This window comes from Flavobacterium sp. (assembly GCF_039595935.1).
Taxonomy (GTDB): Bacteria; Bacteroidota; Bacteroidia; order Flavobacteriales; family Flavobacteriaceae; genus Flavobacterium.
The window spans coordinates 1504050-1527286 of record NZ_JBCNKR010000004.1 but is presented as its reverse complement, the minus strand read 5'-3'; the positions used below and the strand labels follow the sequence as shown (position 1 = coordinate 1527286).

Annotated in this window: 14 protein-coding genes; 7 read left to right on the top strand and 7 right to left on the bottom strand. The window is 32.8% G+C overall.

Features of this window, described 5'->3' with window-relative positions:
* Positions 1 to 90: 90 nt before the first annotated feature.
* Positions 91 to 1680 (bottom strand): bacillithiol biosynthesis cysteine-adding enzyme BshC, encoded by a 1590-nt coding sequence (bshC, locus tag ABDW27_RS06595; protein WP_343695156.1) that lies wholly within the window; start codon positions 1678 to 1680, stop codon positions 91 to 93.
* A gap of 271 nt (positions 1681 to 1951) precedes the next feature.
* On the opposite strand from bshC, the gene ABDW27_RS06590 reads away from it, so the two are divergent.
* From ABDW27_RS06590 to ABDW27_RS06580, 3 genes are all read left to right on the top strand, one after another.
* Positions 1952 to 3229 (top strand): MFS transporter, encoded by a 1278-nt coding sequence (locus tag ABDW27_RS06590; RefSeq protein WP_343695155.1) that lies wholly within the window; start codon positions 1952 to 1954, stop codon positions 3227 to 3229.
* A gap of 103 nt (positions 3230 to 3332) precedes the next feature.
* Positions 3333 to 3587, top strand: coding sequence for an autorepressor SdpR family transcription factor (locus tag ABDW27_RS06585; RefSeq protein WP_343695154.1), 255 nt, complete (start codon positions 3333 to 3335; stop codon positions 3585 to 3587).
* A gap of 4 nt (positions 3588 to 3591) precedes the next feature.
* Complete coding sequence (locus ABDW27_RS06580) at positions 3592 to 4239, top strand: SdpI family protein (RefSeq protein WP_343695153.1); 648 nt, start codon at positions 3592 to 3594, stop codon at positions 4237 to 4239.
* Positions 4240 to 4314: 75 nt separating this feature from the next.
* Here the strand turns inward: ABDW27_RS06580 and ABDW27_RS06575 are convergent, their stop codons facing one another.
* A complete protein-coding gene (locus ABDW27_RS06575; RefSeq protein ID WP_343695152.1) occupies positions 4315 to 8340 on the bottom strand; it encodes a T9SS type B sorting domain-containing protein in 4026 nt (1341 codons plus the stop codon).
* A 38-nt stretch (positions 8341 to 8378) separates the two neighbouring features.
* A complete protein-coding gene (locus ABDW27_RS06570; RefSeq protein ID WP_343695151.1) occupies positions 8379 to 14198 on the bottom strand; it encodes a T9SS type B sorting domain-containing protein in 5820 nt (1939 codons plus the stop codon).
* A gap of 133 nt (positions 14199 to 14331) precedes the next feature.
* Between ABDW27_RS06570 and ABDW27_RS06565 the strand changes: the two genes are divergently transcribed.
* The gene (locus ABDW27_RS06565) at positions 14332 to 16536 is read left to right on the top strand and encodes a radical SAM protein (protein WP_343695150.1); all 2205 of its coding nucleotides are present in this window, start codon (positions 14332 to 14334) and stop codon (positions 16534 to 16536) included.
* A gap of 1 nt (position 16537) precedes the next feature.
* Here ABDW27_RS06565 and ABDW27_RS06560 read toward each other — a convergent pair whose 3' ends face one another.
* The 3 genes from ABDW27_RS06560 to ABDW27_RS06550 all read right to left on the bottom strand — a co-directional run bounded on the left by ABDW27_RS06560 (position 16538) and on the right by ABDW27_RS06550 (position 19360).
* Entirely contained in the window at positions 16538 to 17302 is a 765-nt protein-coding gene (locus tag ABDW27_RS06560; RefSeq protein WP_343695149.1) for an MBL fold metallo-hydrolase, read from the bottom strand.
* A 109-nt stretch (positions 17303 to 17411) separates the two neighbouring features.
* Positions 17412 to 18098, bottom strand: coding sequence for a response regulator transcription factor (locus ABDW27_RS06555; RefSeq protein WP_343695148.1), 687 nt, complete (start codon positions 18096 to 18098; stop codon positions 17412 to 17414).
* Positions 18095 to 19360, bottom strand: a complete 1266-nt coding sequence (locus ABDW27_RS06550; protein WP_343695147.1) for a HAMP domain-containing sensor histidine kinase — start codon at positions 19358 to 19360, stop codon at positions 18095 to 18097. Before ABDW27_RS06550 ends, ABDW27_RS06555 begins: the two co-directional genes overlap by 4 nt.
* Before the next feature lie 163 nt (positions 19361 to 19523).
* Here ABDW27_RS06550 and ABDW27_RS06545 point away from each other — a divergent pair, with 163 nt between their 5' ends.
* The gene (locus ABDW27_RS06545; protein WP_343695146.1) at positions 19524 to 19937 is read left to right on the top strand and encodes a DUF1573 domain-containing protein; all 414 of its coding nucleotides are present in this window, start codon (positions 19524 to 19526) and stop codon (positions 19935 to 19937) included.
* A 57-nt stretch (positions 19938 to 19994) separates the two neighbouring features.
* On the opposite strand, the gene ABDW27_RS06540 is transcribed toward ABDW27_RS06545, so the two are convergent.
* Positions 19995 to 20495, bottom strand: a complete 501-nt coding sequence (locus ABDW27_RS06540; protein ID WP_343695145.1) for a C40 family peptidase — start codon at positions 20493 to 20495, stop codon at positions 19995 to 19997.
* 196 nt (positions 20496 to 20691) lie between these two features.
* Between ABDW27_RS06540 and ABDW27_RS06535 the strand changes: the two genes are divergently transcribed.
* Together ABDW27_RS06535 and ABDW27_RS06530 are read left to right on the top strand one after the other, a co-directional pair.
* Complete coding sequence (locus tag ABDW27_RS06535) at positions 20692 to 21783, top strand: GDSL-type esterase/lipase family protein (protein WP_343695144.1); 1092 nt, start codon at positions 20692 to 20694, stop codon at positions 21781 to 21783.
* On the top strand, positions 21773 to 23149 hold the full coding sequence (locus ABDW27_RS06530; RefSeq protein ID WP_343695143.1) for a sialate O-acetylesterase: 1377 nt from the start codon (positions 21773 to 21775) through the stop codon (positions 23147 to 23149). The genes ABDW27_RS06535 and ABDW27_RS06530 overlap by 11 nt, the downstream gene beginning before the upstream one ends.
* Positions 23150 to 23237 lie beyond the last annotated feature (88 nt).

Below are 23237 nucleotides of genomic sequence, written 5' to 3'. Positions count from 1 at the left end.
TAATTTTTAAAAATCGCTATTTGGTTTGAAGAATAATAATTCTGAGGAGATAGGTGGTTATTTGTTTCTCAGAATTATTATTTTATTTTTTTAAATCGTTATAATATTAAAATTCATTTCTAATGGTTTTAATTTCTGTAATAAAAGCGGAACTAATTGTTCGCCTTTTTCCAGATAAAATTCAGAAAAATTACTCTGGCGTTCCTGTAAACTATTATTTGGGAACAATTCACATTGTAGATCTATTACACGCTGTAATTGATCGCTTAATTTTCTTTTTTGGGCTTTCAATAAACGCTTTTCTAAATTTTCTAAACCTTTTGTCTGTTTTACTTCCTGAGCTTTTACGGCGCCCGAAAAAGATTTATCAGTTTGATTCGCCAGTTCGTAAAGATATTGAAATTGGGTTTTCAATGATTCTTTTTGAGGTGTTAAATCAATAGGAAAAGCCGAAATTTTATGTGTAATTGTATTTACCAGATTTTCTTGTTTTGTAAACAAATCTTTCCAGGTTAGATTAAGTTGATCTGCTTTTTTAGCTTGTTTTTCTGTTGTTAAAAGAACTGAATTACGAACTAAAAGCATCGGAAAAGTAATTTTTACTGCCTCAAAAGATGATTTTAATTCCAGCCAATAAGCAATTTCACCGCCTCCGCCAATATAGCATAAGTTTGGCAGTATAATTTCCTGATACAACGGACGCATGATAACGTTTGGACTGAATTTTTCGGGATTATTTTCTAAAAGGCTGAAAATTTCTTCTTTTGAAAAAGATATTCTGGTGTTGTTAACGTGATACTTGTCGTTTTCAAAGATGATTCTTTCACGTAAATTATCTTCAATATAAAATAAATTGATTTCGCGCGGATTTACCTGAACAGTATAATCATTAAAATTCTCAATTGTTTTTTGAACGGCTTTATATGATGTTTGATTTTCTAATTCTTCTTTAACAAACGGAATAAAAGCTTTTTTCAAATCAGCATCATCAGCATCAATAATAACTAATCCGTAATTAGAAAATAAACTGTCAGCCAGAAAACGAGTTGCATCGGCTAAATTATTATGTTTTAAATAAGCGTCTTCAAAAAGTTTTTTTAGAGTATTGGCATTTGTACTTGAACCTAATTCCTGAGAATAAATTTCGAAGAATTCTGCTAAACCTTCAGTCGGAAGTCTTCCAACAGGTCCCGTACTTTCTTTATTCCATCTGAATTTTTTTCCTTTAAAATTGAAATAATTAATTTCTTCAAAGTCATGATCTTCAGTAGCCATCCAATAAATTGGAACAAAATTATATGACGGATATTTCGATTTTAACTCTTTGGTTAAGTTAATCGTCGATATAATTTTATATAAAAAATACAAAGGTCCGGTGAATAAATTCAACTGATGTCCTGTTGTAATAGTAAAAGTATTTTCAAGCGATAAAAGTTCAATATTTTGTTTGGTTGAATCTGAGATTTCAATATTCTGATATTGTTTTTTTAAAGTTGAAACTAAAGGAATTCGATTGCGGTTGTCAAAGTTAGAAGCTTTTTCAGCGATTTGTTTTTCGAAATTTTCTAATGTTGGAAAATGGTTGTACAGCGGTTTTAGCTCTGATTTTTGGTCTAAATAATCTTGTATTAATTTAGAAAAATATCCGGAGGTTTGGTAGCTGATACAGTCGGTAGGCATAATTATAAATTTATTTTTGACAGCTGTAAATTTAATGAAAATATGCAGTTAAAAACGGTTTTAACTAATGCTTAAGAATTGATTTTTATTTTTTGTTTCAAAGTTCATAAAATCAAGTTCTTAGTTTTAAGTGAAATATTGGTTTTTGAAATGTAAAATTCATTTAATTTGTTAAAACTACTATGTTGTTTTAAAACTAATTCTTTGAATTGTGAATTATTAATAATGAAACTATATTTTTGTAACCAAAAAAAAGATATATCTATTTTGCATGAAAACTAACCCGAATCAAAAGAACTCTTTAAAACATGTTCTTTTTGGAAGCCTTATTGGTACCACAATCGAATTTTTTGATTTTTATATTTATGCCAATGCAGCTGTATTGGTTTTTCCGCATTTGTTTTTTTCCAGTTCAGATCCTGCGATGGCAACTTTAGAATCGTTAGCAACGTTTTCCATTGCTTTTTTATCGCGGCCTTTAGGTTCAGCTTTTTTTGGACATTATGGAGATAAAATTGGTCGTAAATTTACACTTGTAGCTGCTTTGTTAACGATGGGTATTTCGACAGTTACGATAGGGTTTTTACCAACATATTCAAGTATTGGTATTGCAGCGCCTTTATTATTAATGCTTTGTCGTTTTGGGCAGGGTGTTGGTTTAGGAGGCGAATGGGGAGGAGCTGTTTTGCTTGCCATAGAAAATGCACCGCCTCATAAACGTGCCTGGTACGGAATGTTTCCGCAATTGGGAGCTCCAATAGGTTTATTGCTTTCGGGTGGAACTTTTCTTCTGCTGACGGATTCAATGAGCAATGAAGATTTTATGGATTACGGCTGGAGAATTCCGTTTATTGCCAGTGCACTTCTGGTAATTGTTGGATTTTATATCCGAACAAAAATTTCAGAAACACCTTCGTTTGAAGATTCTAAAAAACATCAGGAAGAAGTAAAAGTTCCTTTTTTAACGATCATTAAGTCTTATAGAAATCAATTGATTTTCGGAACATTGGCAGCCATTACAACATTTTTGGTTTTTTATTTAATGACCGTTTTTACATTGACTTGGGCAACCACTAGTTTAGGAATTGTAAAAAGAGATGGATTGTTAATACAATTATTTTCGGTATTGTTTTTTGCCATTTTCATTCCTGTTTCGGCTGTTGTAGCAGATAAAATTGGGCGCCGAAAAATGCTTATTGCGGCGACGGCGGCTATTGCTGTATTTGGATTTTTCTTTTCTTATTTTTTAAGTTCAGGAAATATTACTTTGGTAACAGCTTTTGCCTGTATAGGGATGGCTTTAATGGGATTTACGTATGGTCCATTAGGAACTTTTTTATCAGAGTTGTTTCCAACAAACGTTCGTTATTCTGGTGCTTCTTTAACTTTTAATATGGCCGGAATTTTAGGAGCTGCTTTTGCACCTATGATTGCAATTTGGCTGGCGTCAACGTATAGTGTGAGTTATGTAGGTTTATATCTAATAATAGCGGCCTGTATTTCTTTAATTTCATTTTTGGTAATTAGTAAAGACGAACACAAGTTTTAATTTTCTTTTTAAGATATTATAGAAGAGCAGCAATGTAAAAATTGCTGCTTTTTTTTTGTCAAGTAAAAAAGTATTTAGACATTTGTCTAAATATATAAATATAATGAATGATATTTTTAAAGCATTAAATGATGCAACAAGAAGAGAAATTTTGGAACTTTTAAGGCAGAAGGATATGTCAGCCGGTGAAATTGCCGATGCTTTTAATATTTCAAAGCCCAGTATTTCTCATCATTTGGATATTTTAAAACGCGCCGCTTTAATTACTTCAGAAAAAAGCGGACAATTCATTATTTATTCCATTAATACCACCATTATGGAAGATGTTTTGCAATGGATACTAACTTTTAAAAAATAATAAAATGAATTTAGAATTAAAAAAAGAGCTTCCCATTATTGGGATAATTTTGACTCCTTTTGTTTATTTAGCCATAGTTTGGAACAGTCTTCCTGAAAGAGTTCCCGTGCATTGGAACTATAAAGGAGAAATTGACAGATGGGGAAGTAAGTTTAGTTTATTAGCTGTACTTTTTATGCTTCCGGTTTTAATATATGTTTTAATGATCGCGGCGTCTAAATTTGATCCCAAAAAAAGACTATTATTAATGGGAGGCAAGTTTTATCAGCTTAAGTTTATACTGGTTCTTTTTATGTCTCTGGTGGCTTTGTTTATTATTTATATTTCAAAAAATCAGTCTTTAACAAGTCCGGCCTTTTTGCATGTTGGAATCGGAGCATTATTAATGATACTAGGGAATTATTTTAAAGTAATTCAGCCCAATTATATTATTGGAATCAGAACTCCATGGACGTTAGAAAATAATGAAGTCTGGAAAGCTACGCATGCATTTGCTGGAAAACTTTGGTTCTTTTGGGGTCTGATTTTAACGTTAGGCGGATTAATTTTTCAGGATGCTGTTTTTTCTAAAGTTTTTGTTGCAGTTGTTCTTGTTTTAGCATTTGTGCCAATCGTTTACTCTTATTTTAAATTTAAAAGTTTGCAAGAATAAGGAAGGATTGAAATTTATTTAATTTCTAAAAGAAAGGCTTTACGGTTTTTATAAACTGTAAAGCCTTTTTTAAACTTATCTTTTTAAACTAAAATGCCCTCTAAATTCGGTTCCGTTTAAACGTTTAACAACAAACCAATAATCAGATGCAGGCTCTTGATTTCCTAGATACAACCCATCCCAGGAAGCGCCGGGAGCTAATTCTTTAATTAACTTTCCGTAGCGGTCATATATTCTGATTCCCGTATTTGGAGCTAAATATGCCGGATCAATCGTCCAGTAATCATTAAAATTATCATTGTTCGGAGTAAAGAATTCAGGAAAAGGAAGTTCATCAACAAAATTGATACAATCGCCAATTGTTGCTTCAAGAATAGTTATCGAAACTGGAATTCGATCACTTTCGCAATTGCTGATAGTTTGCGAAGCGTAATAAATAACTCCATTTTCCAGAGGTGTAGATTCTGATAATGTTATGTTTGAAGAACTGTTTTCGTACCATTTTATATTTTGCCCAATGATTTCAATATTACGAATAGAAGCATTTTTTTGAATACAAAACACCTGTGGAGAATCAGCAATAGGGTTTTGAATATCCTGAACTTTTACCGTAACAGCAAGTCTTTGACTCTCACAATTATTTAACGTCTGAGATGCATAATAGATATTATTTTGTAACAAATCGGTTCCATTTAAAATGTTTCCGCCTACAGCTGCATCATACCATTTTATGTTTGTGCCAGTAATTGCAAGATCTTCTATTGTGGCAATTTCATCAATACAAAATTGCTGATTTCTGTTACCTGTTGGGAGCGGAGTGTCATATACACGAATTAGAATTGGAGTTCTGTCGCCTTCACAACCAATGGTTTGAGAAGCATAATAAGTTTTGTTATCTTCTAATAAAGTTGTAATTGGCAGGCTGGAAGCAGAAAAATTAGTATCGTACCATTTTATATTCTGCCCAGAAATTTGGATATCATTTAACGTAGCATTTTCACTCTTACAAAAAGATTGATTTGCGTTTGCAGTAGGAGCAGAAGGTGTGTTTACAATCGAAATAGTAATTCCTAATCTTTGCCCTTCACAATTATTTTCTGTTTGAGAAGCATAGTAGGTATGTCCATTTACAAGGTTTGTAGTTTCAGGTAATAAATTCCCATTATTTGCTGCATCATACCATTTTATTGATGTTCCTGTAACTTGAATATCAGCAATGGTTACATTTTGTGCTGAACAAAAAGACTGATTTGCATTTCCTGTTGGAGGATAAGTAACCTGAATGTTGATTTTTACAGGAACTCTTTCGCTTTCACAGCCATTTATAGTTTGCGAAGCATAATATGTCGCTTTATCCTGTGCTACAGTTGTTGGCTGCACGAGTGTACCTGCAGTTAGGTTACTGTACCATTTTATATTTTGTCCTGTAATTTGAATTTCGTTTAAGGTGGCATTTTGCTGAACGCAGAAGCTTTGTAAAGGATCCGCAGTTGGTAATGGCTGACTTGTAATGATAACAGTTTGATTTTGTGATGACGAATTTCCATTTCCGTCATTATAATTCCACACAATTGTATAAGTTCCAGGCAAAGTATAAGATAACGGATTTGTAGTTGTTCCTGTAATGGGACCAGCGCATGCATCTGTAGCAGTTGGAGTTGTAGTTATTGTGGTATGGCAATCACCAGTAATTGTTGGTAGGTTTGTAATATCAGGAACTGGTGCTTGAATATCTCCAATAACGACTTCAATATCATAATTCTTTTGACAACCACAATCATCGCTTGCGATCAATTTGTAGATTCCTTTATTTAAATTTGATACATTAATAATTGTTGGGTTTTGTAAATTACTTGTAAAACCGTTTGGTCCAGTCCATGCATAGTTATATCCTGAATCTGCATAAAGGTTTAATGTTCCACCAATACAAATGGGCGAATTACTGTTTGGATTCGCATTAATATTGCAAATGTTTTCTTCGGAAAATTTCATTATAAAGAAATTTTTAGGTCCTAAAATGTTTGGCTGTTCAGAATTTGCATCAGCAATTCCATCATTAATTCCAATAGACGTTCCTCCAATGACTATTTCATTATTTTCAATTGTTATTTCTGTTTGAGAATATTGATCAAATCCTCCTGTATAACTTCCCCATATTAATTCTCCCATTTTAGAAAATTTACCAATATATCCACCTGAATATCCAGTTCGTTTATATGCACATGGTGTAGTTATTGAATTATCATATCCTCCATTCCCACCAATATACAATGAATTGTTTTTAAAAATAAATGAATAAACATCTGTACTATTGCCCAAATAAGATCCCCATAATCTTTGCCCATTTTGATTTAGTTTTGCAAAAAAACCAGTTTCAGTATATAAATTATAATCATCAAAAGAGTTTGGAGTAGCAATATTCATAGAACTGGAAGTTTCTCCTCCAATGTATATGTTGTTTTCATCATCAATTTCGATTGCATGAATTCTATCAATAGATTCCCCTCCGTAGTATGTACTCCATATTCGATCCCCATTTAAATTTAATTTAAAAACAATGCCATCGAGATTATTTGTGTCATAAAGATTTTCTTGAAAAACTCCAGGAGTAGAGATGTTATCTGAGCTATATGAAAAGCCACCTACGACAATAAAGTTTTCTCCAATTTTAAGTGACCTAAATTCATCTGTACCTTTACCACCATATAATTTATTCCAAACTATAATCCCATTCGGGGTAAATTTAGTTATGAAACCATCGCCAATCGGAGTGTCAAAAATATTTGTTGAATGATTGATTGAATACCTGCCAACCATAAAGATATTATTGTTTTTATCTATATCAACATCATAAGCTTCATCATTGTCTCTTCCTCCGTAATAAGTACCCCAAAGTCTAGTGCCAGATGAATTAAATTTTACCAAAAAACCATCATCATAACCACCAAAAGAAGAACTGGAAGATCCACTGGTGCTAATATTGGTTGTACTATTGGTTTTACCAACTATAATAACATTATTTTGATAATCTGTCTTCACTGCATTAATCTTATCATATTCTTCGCCGCCATAATAAGTACTCCATATTTTTCGACCATCTCGAGAAAATTTTACAATTATTCCGTCAGAAGCCATTTTATTTGGATTTCCGATTGTAACTTGATGCGCACCAGAAGTTGCGTATGAAGAATTAGGAACAGAAGTTGTTCCTACTAAATAATTATTTCCTAATAAATCGGTTGCGATTCCTCCAAATTCATTGCCTCCATAATTTTCTTCATTGCCATAAAAAGTCCCCCATAGTCTAGTTGGTACAGGATCAATAATCATAGTTTTATCAGAAACATTATTCGAACTATTGAACCCATAAACATTTTTCTTGATTTTAGTATAACCAACAGTAATAGCTCTTTTATTTCCTCGATCTTCAATCCAGCTGGCTGGCAGTGTTTCTTCCATTTTTCCAAAACGAAGATTCATTTGGATTTTATTATCCACCAAATCTGTTTCTGCACCATTAAATTTTAATTGAATATCAGAGATTTTTCCTTGAGGATGAATAACAAAATTGTATTCAACTGTTTTTTTAGGATCATCCGGAATTGTAAAAACAACATCAATATTTGGGTAAATATTTTTATAAGTAACATTTTTGTATTGATGAACACCAGTAATTCCTTCTGGTTTATTGGCTACATTATAATAGTTATCAAAATCAGTTGATTTTTGTTCAGCAATTAATTCAACTTTTGAATTTGAATTTGCAAAGTCAATATCTATTCGATGAAAAGTGTATTCCAATTTAAAATCCGCCTCTTTTTCTTTTTGGTTATTATGAAAATGAGAAGACTCTTCTCTAGGATTTCTCGGGTCTTTTATTTCTGTTTTTTTAACTTCATAAATATCATACGAAAAACCATTTTTTCTTAACTGAACATTCAGACCGTTAGTATTTAATAAATATTTTACAGCAGTGTTTGGTTTTCCTTTTTGATCAATGATCTGACCTTTATTCTCTTTAAAGCCAATCGATTGGTTTTTGTTTTGAGACAATAAATGTAAGTTAATTAAGATAAAAAATAATGCTAATTTATATTTCATTGTAATTTAAGAATATCAATTTATAATTGAAATTTAATTTATCTTTTTAAACTAAAATGCCCTCTAAATTCGGCTCCGTTTAAACGTTTAACAACAAACCAATAATCAGATGCGGGCTCTTGAAAACCAAGATATGTTCCATCCCATGAAGTACCCGGAGCTAGTTCTTTAATTAATTTTCCATAACGATCAAAAATTTTGATTTCTGTACCTGGAGCTAAATAAGCTGGATCAATCGTCCAGTAATCATTGAAATTATCATTGTTTGGAGTAAAGAATTTAGGAAAAGGAAGTTCATCAACAAAATTGATGCAATCGCCAATTGTTTCTTCAAGAATAGTTATCGAAACTGGAATTCGATCACTTTCGCAATTGCTGATAGTTTGCGAAGCGTAATAAATAATTCCATTTTCCAGAGGTGTAGATTCTGATAATGTTATGTTTGAAGAACTGTTTTCGTACCACTTTATATTTTGTCCGGTGACTTCAATATTACGAATAGAAGCATTTTTTTGAATACAAAACACCTGTGGAGAATCAGCAATAGGGTTTTGAGTATCCTGAACTTTTACCGTAACAGCAAGTCTTTGACTCTCACAGTTATTCAATGTCTGCGATGCGTAATAGGTATTGCTTTGTAACAAATCGGTTCCATTTAAAATGTTTCCGCCTACAGCTGCATCATACCATTTTATGTTTGTGCCAGTAATAATAAGATCTTCTATAGTAGCAATTTCATCAATACAAAATTGCTGATTCCTGCTTCCTGTTGGGAGCGGAGTGTCATAAACACGAACTAAAACAGGCGTTCTGTTACCTTCACAGCCAATAGTTTGCGAAGCATAATAGGTTCTGTTATCTTCTAATAAAGTAGTAATTGGCAGGCTGGCAGCTGAAAAATTAGTATCGTACCATTTTATATTCTGCCCAGAAATTTGGATGCTGCTTAATGTTGCATTTTCATTTTTACAAAAAGATTGATCTCCGTTTGCAGCTGGTGCCGAAGGTGTATTAACAATCGAAACAGTAATTCCTAGCCTTTGACCTTCGCAATTATTTTCTGTTTGAGAAGCATAGTAGGTACGTCCATTCACAAGGTTTGTGGTTTCAGGTAATAAATTCCCATTATTTACTGCATCATACCATTTTATTGATGTTCCTGTAACTTGAATATCAGCAATGGTTGCATTTTGTGCTGAACAAAAAGACTGATTTGCATTTCCTGTTGGAGGATAAGTAACCTGAATGTTGATTTTTACAGGAACTCTTTCACTTTCACAGCCATTTATAGTTTGCGATGCGTAATAAGTGGCTTTGTCCTGAGCAACTGTTGTAGCAGGTACAATTGTTCCTCCAGTTAGATTACTGTACCATTTTATATTTTGCCCAGTTATTTGAATTTCATTTAACGTTGCATTTTGCTCAACACAGAAAGTTTGTATTGAATTTAAAACTCCGGGTACTGGTAAAGAATTGATAAAAGGCACTATAGTCACTTTTGTACTTTCTGAAATGCAGCCGCTGGAATTTTTGATTTTTAGATAATATTCAGTTGGCTCCAGAGATCCTGAAGCTGGATTGTTAGTCCATGTTATTCCATTATCAAAACTATATTCTGAAGCATTAGAAAGAATATTTATTTTTCCTTTATTATCACTACAATTTGGCTGAATAGTATTATATGAAGGAGGAAAAGGATAATCTGCTGGTGGATTTATCTGAACAGTAACGGGATCAGATATACAACCAGCTGAATTCTGAATTTTAATTTTATAAGTTCCAATAGTTAAATTGCCAGAAACTGTACTGGTTTGCCAGCTAATTCCATTATCGAAACTATATTTTGAAGCTGGAGTTAAAATTGTGATGCTTCCAAAGGGATTAGTACAACTTGTGGGCTGGATAGATGTATAAGAAGGATTCGTTATTGCATCTAACGGAGGATGGATTGTTACTTTAATAGCAGGAGAAGGACAGGCTACAGCACTATTTCTTACTCTAACAAAATAATTTCCAGGATCCAATCCTGTTACCTTATTATTCCTTGTCCAGTTTATTCCGTTGTCAAAGCTATATTGATAAGCAGTTGTTGATACTGCCGTAATAGTTCCTTTTGAAGATGTACAGCTGCTTGGCTGTTGAATTAAAATGCCAGGTGCCTGAGCAGCAGGATCTGGATCGGTAAGAGTAAGTAATTTAGGGCTGGATTCACATCCTAATGCTGATTTAATTATTAAATAATAATCACCGGCTTTTAAATTTGAAAAGACAGGATTTGAACTCCAGTTTTCCCCATTATCAATACTGTATTCAAATGCTGGTGAAGTAAACTTAATACTTCCTAAAGATTCGCAATTAGGCTGAGTCAACGTAATTGAAGGTTCATCCAAATAGAATCGGGATATATTAACCGCTTTTGGATAAGATTGACATCCAAATTTATTTTTCAATATTATATAATAAGTTCCTTCGTCTAAATCAGTAGAAACCGGGTTTTTAGTCCACGTCATTCCATTGTCAAAACTATATTCATCTCCAATCGGATCAATAGAAATACTTCCGCCTTTCTCGCATGTTGGTTCTGTTGTTGTGTATTCAGGTGTTTCTATGAATATAGCGGGAATACCTATAACGGACTGATAAGACTCGCAGCCTGTTTCGTCTTTTATCATAATATAGTAATTTTCAGCGTAAATCGATGCTGGAATATTCAAAACTTTATTTGAGTTACTCCATGTCCTTCCGCCGTCAAAACTATATTGAGCAGCAGGAGTATTTACTGTAATGCTTCCCGGTGATCCACATTTAGGCTGAGTAACTGTTACATCAGGGTAGATTAATTTTGGTTCTGTAAAATTGACGCTATAATAAGTTGGGGAGACACAGCCGAATTCATTTTTGATTTTGGGATAATAAAAACCTGGAGGTAAATTTAAAGCGGTTGGGTTAGTTCCCCAAGTTTGTCCGCCATCAAAGCTGTAAAATGGGGCTGGAGTTGTGATAGTAATACTTCCTCCTTTATTACAAGTTGGATTTGTATAAGTATACTCCGCATTTCTTAGGTCAAATGGTATGAAATTAATATAGATGCTTTCTGAAACACAACCATCGCTGTTTTTGATTTTTATACGATACTCAGAATCAACAGGAAGATTTTCAGCCGTAGGATTGGTGCTCCATGTTGCTCCATCATTAAAGCTGTAAAAATCAGCTTTAGTTCTTATTGTGATACTTCCAGTAGCATTTTCGCCACAAACAGTAGGCTGAGTAATGTCTAAGAATGGCATTGGAAGATAAAATGGAAAAAGATGGATATAAAACGGTAAACTAGTACAACCTTCTGCATTTTTTATTACAACATAATAATTACCTTCTTCTAAATTAGATTTTGCTGGGTTTGTTCCCCAGGTTATTCCACCGTCAAAACTGTAAAATGAAGCCGGAGTAGTAATTATAATACTTCCTTTTTTATTACATTCAGGCTGGACAACCGAACAAGTTGGAAAACTTAAATAATTATCATAGATAGAAACCCTTGTTTGGTAAGTTATGCATCCATTGCTGTTTCTTGTTTTTAAATAATAATCACTAGCTTTTAAATTTACAGCCGTGGGATTTGTAGACCAAGTTTGACCATCATCAAAGCTATATTCTTCGGCTGGCGATGTAATAGTTATACTTGCACCTGAGTCGCATGTTACTTGCTTATTTATTACATATTTAGTGTCCCCAGTAATAATTTCGGGATTCATATATACGTATTGAGGATCTGATGTACAGCCGAATTCATTTTTTATAGAAATAAAATATTGCGAAAAAACAGTAGGTACTGTCATTATTGGATTTGTAGTCCAGGTTAACCCTCTATCAAAACTATAAGCAGCTGCAGGAGTTGTAATTGTGATACTTCCATTAGTAGTACAGGTAGATTGTACAGTTGCATAAGTCGGGGTAGGAAGAAAATAAGGTTTCAGATAAATATATAATGGCTCAGTTTCACAGCCAAGGCTGTTTTTAGTTTTTACTGCATAAGTTCCAGATTCCAAATTTATCGCTTTAGGATTTGTTGTCCATGTTATGCCATTATCAAAACTATATTCAGCTGCAGTAGTTAAAATAGTTATAGAACCTAAATTTGCACAAGAAGGTGCAACCGATCTTACTTTTGGAAAAGGAGCATAAAACTTTTTCAAATAAATATATTCATGAGGAGTATTGGATTCACATCCATTTTGATCCTTAATTTTTATAGAATAATAACCTGAAGGCAGATTTGTTGCAGTTGGATTTGTTGTCCACGTGACTCCATTATCAAAACTATATTCAGATGCAGGCGTTGTAATAGTTATACTCCCTCCAGAAGTACAGCTCGGAACTGTAAAGGTGTATTTAGGGAAATCTAAATGAGGAATAAAAAGTAATACGTTTTGCGAATAAGACTCACAACCTAAATTGTTTTTAATTTTAATGTTATAATTTCCTGCCGGTAAATTGCCTTTTGTAGAATTCGTATTCCAGGTTAATCCATCATCAAAACTATATTGTGATCCGGGAGTTGTAATAGTGATACTGCCATTAGTATTGCATGTTGGCTGTACAATTGAAAATGAAGGTCTGTCCAATAATACTGGATCAATAATAGTTATAATAGAAGGTGATGAAATACATCCAGCGGAGGATTTAGTTTTAACATAATATTTTCCTGGCCCAGTTGGAATAAAAACAGGATTGGTCTGCCAGGATTTGCCATTATCAAAACTATAATTTAAACCAGTTTCTTTAACAGTTATGCTTCCTTTAGTATTATTACAGTTAGGTTGAACGACAATTGTTTCGGGATTTAAAAGCGAATTATTTATCGTGAAATTTGAACTCACAAAGCAAGTATTTCCATTCGTTATTTTAACTGAATAAGCTCCAATATTAGATGGTATCGATGATATGGAATTAGTTTTATTTGTTGCTCCATTTATAGCAATTCCATCTTTATACCATTGATAGGTGGTATTTGAGTTTAGGTTTTTAGTAATGTTCGCAGTTAGTTGTAAATTACCATTACAAAAAGATCCTGTTTCAGAAATAGTTACGCCAAAATTTTCTGAAGTGTTCAAAATTAAATTGTCGTAAAGAAATGACAGGGTTTCTAATGTGTCAAATAATGGCGGTAATTTCCCTGAAGGCGGCCCCAGCATTATTGAATTTATGTTTACACTTGGAGTAAAAGACATGGTGATTTCTCCCCATACAGATTGAGGCTGATAGGTTACATGACCAATCTCAATCCAGCTTGGATCAAAAGTATCTGGACTTGAATTGGTGTATAATGGTAAATTATCACGATTACTACATCCAAAAAGGGTAATATTAACAGGTTCTAAGTAGTTAAAATCAAAATCTTTATTATTACTTTCATCTATATAGATACTGGTTAACGTAGCGATGTTTAATTTTAATTGATATTTTGTTCCTGCGATTAAAGGAGTTAGTAATTTAGTTGCAAGGTATTCTTTTCTGCTATTTTTATATTCAGCCCTGATTATTCCATCACCATCAGGAAAATTTTGAAGTTGTTTATTGTAAATTGCATTTTGTTTTTCACAATTCATATAATCAGGCGAAGGCTGTGTTCCTTTTACCCATGAAACTACCGCACTTAAATCGTTTAAATTATATGGGCAATTTGTTTTTTCTTCAAAAGATGGATTTACTAAAATAGAAGTTGTTTTATTACAAATGCAATCACTGTCATTTAAGTCTATTTTTCCGTCACCATCGTCATCAATACCATTATTACAGTTTTCCTGAGCATTAGTTAATAAAGAAAATAATAAAAAGATAAAGAGTAATTTATGTTTCATTTTAATAATTTGGCTGTGGCAAATGTAATTAAATATCTACAAAAGAAAATTTAAAAAACGAAACTTAGACGAATAAAATCTTTTCCTGAAAAAGTCCCCAATATCCCGTATTTTTGCAGAAAAATAAATCCTTTTGAAAACGAAACTTTTTATAATTACACCACCTTTTACGCAGCTGAATACACCGTATCCGGCAACGGCGTATATAAAAGGTTTTCTAAATACAAAAAATATAGAATCAGTTCAGGCTGATTTGGGAATTGATGTGATTTTAGAATTGTTTTCAAAGAAAGGCTTGACTGATTTATTTCAATCTATCAACCAACAACCAGAAACTGACAACTGTAAAAGAATTTTTGCTTTGCAGGATGAATATATTAAAACAATTGATCCTGTTATTCAGTTTTTGCAAGGGAAAAATCCAACATTGGCATTGCAGATTTGTCAGGAAGATTTTCTGCCCGAAGCTTCTCGTTTTGCACAGTTGGAAGAACTTGATTGGGCTTTCGGAACCATGGGAACTCAGGATAAAGCAAAACATTTAGCAACTTTATATCTCGAAGATATTTCGGATTTTATTGTAGAATGTGTCGATGAAAATTTTGGCTTTAGCCGATATGCCGAACGTTTAGTCCGAAGCGCCAATTCTTTTGATGAATTATACAACGCTTTACAGCAAGAGCTAACTTATATCGATTTGATTTTAATCTCTATTTTAAAAGAAAAAATCGAGGCTGTAAAACCAACATTATTCTTAATCTCTGTTCCCTTTCCGGGGAATTTATACAGTGCTTTCAGATCTGCGCAATGGGTAAAACAAAACCATCCCGAAATTAAAATTTCAATGGGCGGTGGTTTCCCGAATACCGAATTGCGTTCACTTTCAGATAAACGAGTTTTTGAATTTTTTGATTTTATTACTTTAGATGATGGAGAAGTTCCTATTGAAGAACTGGTTGAAAATTTGTCATCCCGAGCCGAGTCGAGGGACGAGAAGCATTTCAAAAGAACATTTTTATTAGAAAATGGAGAAGTTGTCTATAAAAATAATTCACTAAAACACGATTACAAACAATCACAAGTTGGAACTCCGGATTATTCAGATCTGCCTTTGGATAAATATATTTCGGTTATCGAAATTGTAAATCCAATGCACAGAATGTGGAGCGACGGACGCTGGAATAAACTCACAATGGCGCACGGCTGTTATTGGGGAAAATGCACTTTCTGCGATATTTCGCTTGATTATATTAAAGTTTACGAACCCGTAGCGGCAAGTTTACTTTGCGACCGAATGGAAGAATTGATCGAGCAAACAGGTCAAAACGGATTTCATTTTGTTGATGAAGCCGCGCCGCCCGCTTTAATGCGTGCACTGGCTCTTGAAATTTTAAAAAGAAAACTAGCCGTAACCTGGTGGACAAACATTCGATTCGAAAAAAGCTTTTCTAAAGACTTATGTTTATTGCTAAAAGCTTCAGGTTGCATTGCGGTTTCGGGAGGTTTAGAAGTGGCTTCAGATCGATTATTGAAATTAATAGATAAAGGTGTAACCGTAGAACAAGTCGCCAAAGTAACCCGAAATTTTACCGAAGCCGGAATTATGGTTCACGCTTATTTAATGTACGGATATCCAACACAAACCATTCAGGAAACAGTTGACAGTCTTGAAATGGTTCGTCAATTGTTTGAAGCTGGAGTTTTACAGTCAGGATTTTGGCATCAATTTGCATTGACAGCTCATAGTCCAGTTGGATTATATCCGGAGCAATTTGGTGTTACCAAAAAAACAGAATTAATAGGAACTTTTGCCAATAATGATATTGAATACACAGATTCAACAGGAATCAATCATGATAAATTCAGCTTCGGATTAAAGAAATCGCTATTCAATTTCATGCACGGAATTTGTTTTGATTATGAACTGCAGGATTGGTTCGATTTCAAAATTCCGAAAACAAAAATCCATCCCGATTTTATTTTTAATGCGCTCGAAGAACAAAATGATTTCAGCACAAAACCAAATGCAAAAGTAGTCTGGCTTGGCGGAAAACCTTCGGTAGAAATCTTTACCAAATCAAAAAAAGGAAGAAGCTGGGAAATGATGTCGCTGACTTTTCACGATAAAAAAGAAAGTTTCACAATCCAAACCAGTAAGGAAGAAGGCGAATGGTTAATTGATATTTTGAGCAAAATTTCAATTTCAAACACTAAAAATTATACTTTTCAAGAAGTCAAAAATGATTTCGAAAATCAGGCTTCTTTAGAAGATTTTGAATTATTCTGGTATTCAAAACCCATCAATACTTTGCGAGAATTTGGGTTATTAGTTTTATAAATCAATAATCTACACTAGTTCCATCACTAGGAATGGCAACTTTTGATAAAAGATTATTTTCAGTCAAAGCTTTTCTTAATTCTTCACGAGTTGTCGGGCAATGATTTAAAGCTTCAAGGTGATTCGCAAAAACTTTTCCAGGAGCGAGTGTTGTAAATTTCATAATATCATTCATTCGCATCAATAAAGGCTGACCGATATCTAATCTGGCAGTACCGCAGGCAACGGTTGCAATATCCGGTTTAAGTTCAATCAAAGCTTTTTGAACATCATCTGTAAAAATAGTATCAGAACTAATATAAATTGATTTTTGATTAGGAAGTTCGATGTGAAAACCCATTACATTTCCCATTAATTTTGCAATCCAGCCGTAACCATGTCGGGCAGGAATACCAATGATTCTTCCGCCTAAAAAAGGCTGAGGTTCCCAATACTCTAAAGTTTGTACAATATTAAGACCTCTTTGTAAGAGCACTTTTTCATCTTTTGCGCTGCAAATTACCGGAATGCTTTTTCTTCTTAAAAAAACTTCTCCTGCTTTGTCGATATGATCGGGATGTAAATGCGTAATTAAACAATGGGTAACATTGGTTAAAATATCTCTGCTGTTTTTTGGCAAAGCCACAAGCGGATTTCGTTTTGGCTTATAACGGAAAATAGTAAAAGGCGCAATAGTTTTTCTTTTCCCTAGCATCGGGTCAACTAGAATAACATGCTCCTCTGTCTCAATTACTAATGTAGCATTTCGCAAATGATGTATTTTCATATCTAAGAAAATTAGAACTTTAAAAATACAAAGATTTTTGAAAATCTATTTACAGATTATTCTTTATTTTTAACAGAATTGTGATTATTTGAAAGAATACACTTTGTAATTATTGAATCGAAAATCTAAACCCAATTCCGTGCAGATTTTCTATAGAAATCCCCTTTTCATTAGATAAAATTTTACGCAGTCTCGAAATAAAAACATCAAGACTTCTTCCCATAAAATAATCATCAGTTCCCCAAAGTGCCGTTAGGATTTGTTCTCTTTTTAAAACCAGATTTTTATTGTCAATGAAAAGCTTTAACAATTCGGCTTCTCGTTGTGTAAGACCTACTTTTTCTTCATCATTAAAAAGAATAAAATTTTTGGTGTCAAATTGATATTTACCAATTTCATAAACCGATTTTTCAATCTTATTATTTTTTTGAGAACGTTTCAGGAAAATTTCAATTTTCAGAATTAATTCTTCAATACTAAAAGGTTTTACCAAATAATCATCAGCGCCAAGACGAAGCCCTTTTATACGATCTTCTTTTAAAGTTTTTGCCGAAAGAAAAATAATAGGCACGTCAGTATCGATTTTCCGCACTTCCTCAGCCAGTTGAAAACCATCCATTTTAGGCATCATTATATCAAAAATGCAAATATCAAAATCTTCATTTTTAAAAACCTCCAGACCAGATTTTCCGTTGGTACAATGAATAACTTCATAATTATTCTGCTCCAGATTATCTTTGGTTAAAAACGCTAACGTTTCGTCGTCTTCTGTGTAAAGTATTTTGAAATTTTTCATTTTTTATAAGGAATTGACAAAGTTAAAGTAACTCCATTTTCAGTATTGTTTTCGGCTTTTATTTTCCAGTTCTGTAAATTACAAATTTCTTTTACATAATATAAACCAAGACCAAAACCATTTACTTCATTACTTTTTTCGTTTTGAATACGGTAAAACTTATCAAAGATATAAGATAATTTTTTAGAAGAAATCCCAATTCCGTTATCGATAAATTCTAATTTTAAAGTTGAATTTTCTTCTACAATCTTAATCGTAATTTCGGGTTTTTTATTGCAGTATTTAACTGCATTATCTAAAAGATTATAAACCAGATTTCCAAAGTGAAAAACATCAGTTTCTAATAAAAATTCCTTCGACGAACTTTCAATATTAATAATAGCATCTGGATATTTAAGCTGAATATTTTCAATTGCTTCTTCAATAATCGGAACAATTAAAACCGGTTCTTTTTTTAATTCTAAAGGCGTATGATCTGATTTTGCAATATTTAAAATCTTCTCAACATGATGATTCAGTTTATTACTTTGATTGATAATAATCTCCGTATAAGTATGCAGTTTTTTATCCTCTTTAATCGGGTTTTGTTCGCTTAAATATTTCGAAGCAATTAAAATAGAAGACAAAGGCGTTTTAAATTCATGCGTCATATTATTGATAAAATCACGCTGCAATTCAGAATATTTTTTTTGCTGTAAAAGCGTAAAAATCGAATAAACGTAAATCAATAAAATCAAAATCAACATAATTGAAAGCACAAACCAAAAGCGCATCGAACTAAATAAATAAGTCGTTTCATTCGGAAAACGAACCGCAAAATAGTAGACTAAATTTTTATGCTTCGGGAAATAAACCGTCTTTTTACATTCCGATTTTTTTTTCGATAACGAAATATAATCGCCATAAATCATTTCATCGCTCTGGCAATTGTACATCGCATATTCAAAATCGGTCGTAATATTCATTTTTTTGAATTCTGTTTTTAGATAAAATTCTAAAATATCAGGCTCAAATTCATTATCAACATTTACAATATAATAGTCATTCGAAATTTTCTGTACCGGACTTTGCGCCGGTAGTTCGTGGCTCGTTCCCTCATACAATTTTTTAGCCACTTCAAGAAGTGCAATATGTGCCTTTTGGCTCAGCTTTTTTTGTTCTATCGTAAAAGCTTCTTTCGTCCAAAGCAATTGCGCCACCAAAATACTGATAATGGCGACCAAACCTAAAACGATAATACTATTGAGTTTATTAATTTTCAAGAAAACAGACTTTTGAGAGTGTAATATTAATCAAAAATATACTTAAAAACAGCGATTAACAAGTCATTAACAAACATTTGAAACCGCTTAACAGCGATTTCTTTTTGTCTGAAATATCTTTGTAATATAAAATTCGAACTATAAACCATTAATATATTTAACTATGAAAATCATTAAAATTTCTATGCTGGTTTTGGCTTTAAGCCTAATGTCTTTTTCAGCAATTGCTCCGGTAAAATCATTAGTTTCTGAAACAAAAGTTTCGACAGCAGAATCTACAATTGTTTGGAAAGCTGAAACAATCGATGTGGGACAAATTCCGCAAGGAACACCAAAAGCAATTGTTTATGAGTTTAAAAACACAGGAAAAACAGCCGTTGTAATTACACAAGTTCAGGGATCATGCGGTTGTACTGCGACAGATTATACAAAAGAACCAATTCAGCCTGGTAAATCTGCAAAAGTTACTGCAACTTACAATGCAGCAAACAAAGGTGCTTTTACAAAAACAGTTACAGTTACTACAAGTGCTGAAACAACTCCAAAAATACTTACTTTAAAGGGGACAGTTATTTAAAAATAAGGTTAGTTATAAAGTGGAAAGCTCTGAATACATTGCGTATTTGGAGCTTTTTTATTTTGAAATTACATCAATACATTTATAAAAACGATTTGTATAATGTTCTGTATCAAGTGAAGTAATAGTAACTTGCTGTGCTTTTCCTGAAGAAGCGTGAATAAATTTAGAACGCATTCCGTCGGCCTCGCAAATTATACCAAGATGACCAATAACGGTTTTGTCTTTATAGCCATAAAAAACCAAAATATCTCCAACCTTAAAATCTTCGGGTTTTAATGCCGTTCCTAAATTTTTATATCCGCTGGAACTTCTCGGTAAAGTCATTCCAAAATTTTTAAAAACATAACTCACAAAACCAGAACAGTCAAAACCTTTTTCCGGGTTGCTGCTCGCATATAAATAAGGAGTTCCCAAATATTTTTTGGCAAAAACAATAATAGAATCCCGATCAATTGAAGATTGTTCTTTTTGAATTAGAATTTTGTTTTTCTCTTTAAAAGTAAAAGAAGAAAAAACAATAAAAGAAATCAAGATGACTGAAAAGTAGGTTTTCATTTTTTATAAGTAAGAAAATATTTAAACGATAAAAATAGCCGGTTATTTTTTAAATGCATTATAAATTGTAAGAATTAGCAATTAAACGATGTGTTTATGTGGTGTTTTTTTATTACTTTTTGATGTTTTAGTATCTTTTTGTCTGGTTCATTTCAAATATATTTGCGAATCGTATTTATATTTTAACAGATAAATTATGTTTCTCAAAAAAAATGCACTTTTAATTTTGTTTTTGCTGATTTCGATTATTTCGACATCGCAAAATAAAAATACTTTTCTTTATAACGGAAGAGTTGATAAACTTCAAAACAATCAGGTTATTTTAATCGGAACCGCATCTTCTGTATCTTTTAATTTTACAGGAAATGAATGTTCAATTTCACTTCAAAGCGTTGATTCATACGAACATCATAATTATGTTCAGCTGGTTTTGGATGGAAAATATATTGGAAAAATCAAAATTGAAAAAGGTTCAGTACAATCATTTCCAATAAAAATCACTTCAAACAAAAAAGAACATCATTTAGAAATCTATAAAAATACCGAAGCTCAAAGTGGTAATATTCTCTTTGCCGGAACAACTGCAAAACTGACGTCAATTTCGTCTAAAAAGAAAAAGAAAATTGAGTTTATCGGCGATTCCATTACTTGCGGAGCGGCCAGCGATTCGTCTGATATTCCATGTAATGAAGGTGAATATATGGATCATCATAACGGTTATTACGCATACGGACCAAGTGCGGCCAGAGAAATTAATGCTGATTATTTGATGAGCTGCGTTTCTGGAATTGGAATTTACAGAAACTGGAACGATGAAAATAAAGACGAAGCCATAATGCCGGATATCTATCAAAATCTTTATTTGACAAAAGATCCGTCAAAACCTAAATACGATTTTGCTTTTCAGCCCAATATTATCAGCATTGCTTTAGGAACAAATGATTTTTCTGGCGGAGATGGAAAGAAAGAACGCCTGCCTTTTAATCCCGAAAAATATGTTTCGAATTACATCAACTTTATAAAAATGCTCTACGAACACAATCCAAATGCTCAGATTGTAATTACAAACAGCCCAATGGTTGGCGGAGACAGAGCAGTTGTTTTTGAAGATTGTCTGAATAAAGTAAAAAACGCTTTCGCGGAAGATAAACAGCACAAACCCATTCAGATTTTCAAATTTAAACCCATGACACCAAAAGGTTGTTTAGGTCATCCGGATGTGGCAGATGAAAAAGTTATGGCCGATCAATATGCTCCATTTTTAAAAAAGCTTTTAAATGAAAAATAATTTACTATTCGTTTTCTTTTTAATGATTTGCTTTTCAGCAACGGCAAATGTTACGCTTCCGAATATCTTTGGAGACAATATGGTTTTACAGCGCAATTCTGGAGTAAAAATCTGGGGCTGGGCAAATCCGAAAGAAGAAATAAAGTTAGTTTCAAGCTGGAATAATCAGGAATATAAAACCGTTGCAAGCAATCTGGCCAAATGGGAACTTACCATTAAAACTCCCGAAGCAGGCGGACCTTATATAATTTCAATAAAAGGATATAATGAAGTTGTTTTAAAAAATATTTTAATTGGTGAAGTCTGGATTTGTTCCGGACAATCCAACATGGAAATGTCGGCAAGCTGGGGAATCGAAAATGGTGATGAAGAAGTAAAAAATGCTGCAAATCCGAATATCCGTTTTTTTACCGTTTCTAAATCTACAGCGACAAGTCCGCAGAATAATGTATTAGGAAATTGGGTTGAATCGACTCCGGAAACTATGAAATATTTCAGCGCCGTTGGCTACTTTTTTGCAAAACGTTTACGCGAAGATTTAAAAAATGTTCCAATTGGTTTAATTTCTTCCAACTGGGGCGGAACTCCTGCAGAAATCTGGATGCCGGAAGAAGTTATCCAAAACAATCCCATTTTATTAGAAAATGCCAAAAAACTAAGCGAACAAGAATATGGTCCGCACCAACCCGGACGTGCCTATAATGCTATGATTGCTCCAATTGTAGGTTTTAAAATTGCAGGAACAATTTGGTATCAGGGCGAATCAAATGTTGGTTCTTTGGTTTATGATAAAACTTTAGGCGCCTTAATTACTTCGTGGAGAAAAAACTGGAATGACGAATTTCCTTTTTATTTCGTTCAAATTGCACCTTATAAAACAGGAACAAATAATTTCTCAAACGTAACGGTTAGAAATTCTCAAAGAAAGATTTTAAAAGAAATTCCGAAAACAGGAATGGTTTTGACTTCGGATATTTCGGATACGATTGATATTCATCCAAAGAATAAAAAATCAGTCGGAATTCGTCTGGCAAATCTGGCTTTAGCCGAAGTTTATAAAGTGAATTCAAATTTGGTTAATGGCCCGCTTTTTAAAGAAATAAAAATTGAGAAAAACAAAGTAATCGTTTCTTTTGATTATGCTGACGGATTGTACTTTAAAAACAAAATTTCGAATCAATTTGAAGTCGCCGGAGCTGATGGAGTTTTTGTTCCTGCAGAAGCTTCAATCAAAAATAATCAGGTGATTTTGATAAGTAAAAAAGTGCCAAACCCTGCAAAAGTGAGATTTGCATGGGGAAATACCACGCAGTCTGATTTGTTTAATAAGGCTAATTTACCTGCTTCTTGTTTTACGACAGAGTGATTTGATTTTAGATTTTAGAATGTAGATTTTAGATTATTTTACGTCTTTTTTGTCATTCTGAGGAACGAAGAATCTTAGCAAGTAACTC

Excerpts from the sequence above, each read along its gene's own strand:
- bshC (WP_343695156.1), bottom strand. The coding sequence starts at position 1,680 with ATGCCTACCGACTGTATCAGCTACCAAACCTCCGGATATTTTTCTAAA.
- ABDW27_RS06590 (WP_343695155.1), top strand. The coding sequence starts at position 1,952 with ATGAAAACTAACCCGAATCAAAAGAACTCTTTAAAACATGTTCTTTTT.
- ABDW27_RS06585 (WP_343695154.1), top strand. The coding sequence starts at position 3,333 with ATGAATGATATTTTTAAAGCATTAAATGATGCAACAAGAAGAGAAATT.
- ABDW27_RS06580 (WP_343695153.1), top strand. The coding sequence starts at position 3,592 with ATGAATTTAGAATTAAAAAAAGAGCTTCCCATTATTGGGATAATTTTG.
- ABDW27_RS06575 (WP_343695152.1), bottom strand. The coding sequence starts at position 8,340 with ATGAAATATAAATTAGCATTATTTTTTATCTTAATTAACTTACATTTA.
- ABDW27_RS06570 (WP_343695151.1), bottom strand. The coding sequence starts at position 14,198 with ATGAAACATAAATTACTCTTTATCTTTTTATTATTTTCTTTATTAACT.
- ABDW27_RS06560 (WP_343695149.1), bottom strand. The coding sequence starts at position 17,302 with ATGAAAATACATCATTTGCGAAATGCTACATTAGTAATTGAGACAGAG.
- ABDW27_RS06555 (WP_343695148.1), bottom strand. The coding sequence starts at position 18,098 with ATGAAAAATTTCAAAATACTTTACACAGAAGACGACGAAACGTTAGCG.
- ABDW27_RS06545 (WP_343695146.1), top strand. The coding sequence starts at position 19,524 with ATGAAAATCATTAAAATTTCTATGCTGGTTTTGGCTTTAAGCCTAATG.
- ABDW27_RS06540 (WP_343695145.1), bottom strand. The coding sequence starts at position 20,495 with ATGAAAACCTACTTTTCAGTCATCTTGATTTCTTTTATTGTTTTTTCT.
- ABDW27_RS06535 (WP_343695144.1), top strand. The coding sequence starts at position 20,692 with ATGTTTCTCAAAAAAAATGCACTTTTAATTTTGTTTTTGCTGATTTCG.
- ABDW27_RS06530 (WP_343695143.1), top strand. The coding sequence starts at position 21,773 with ATGAAAAATAATTTACTATTCGTTTTCTTTTTAATGATTTGCTTTTCA.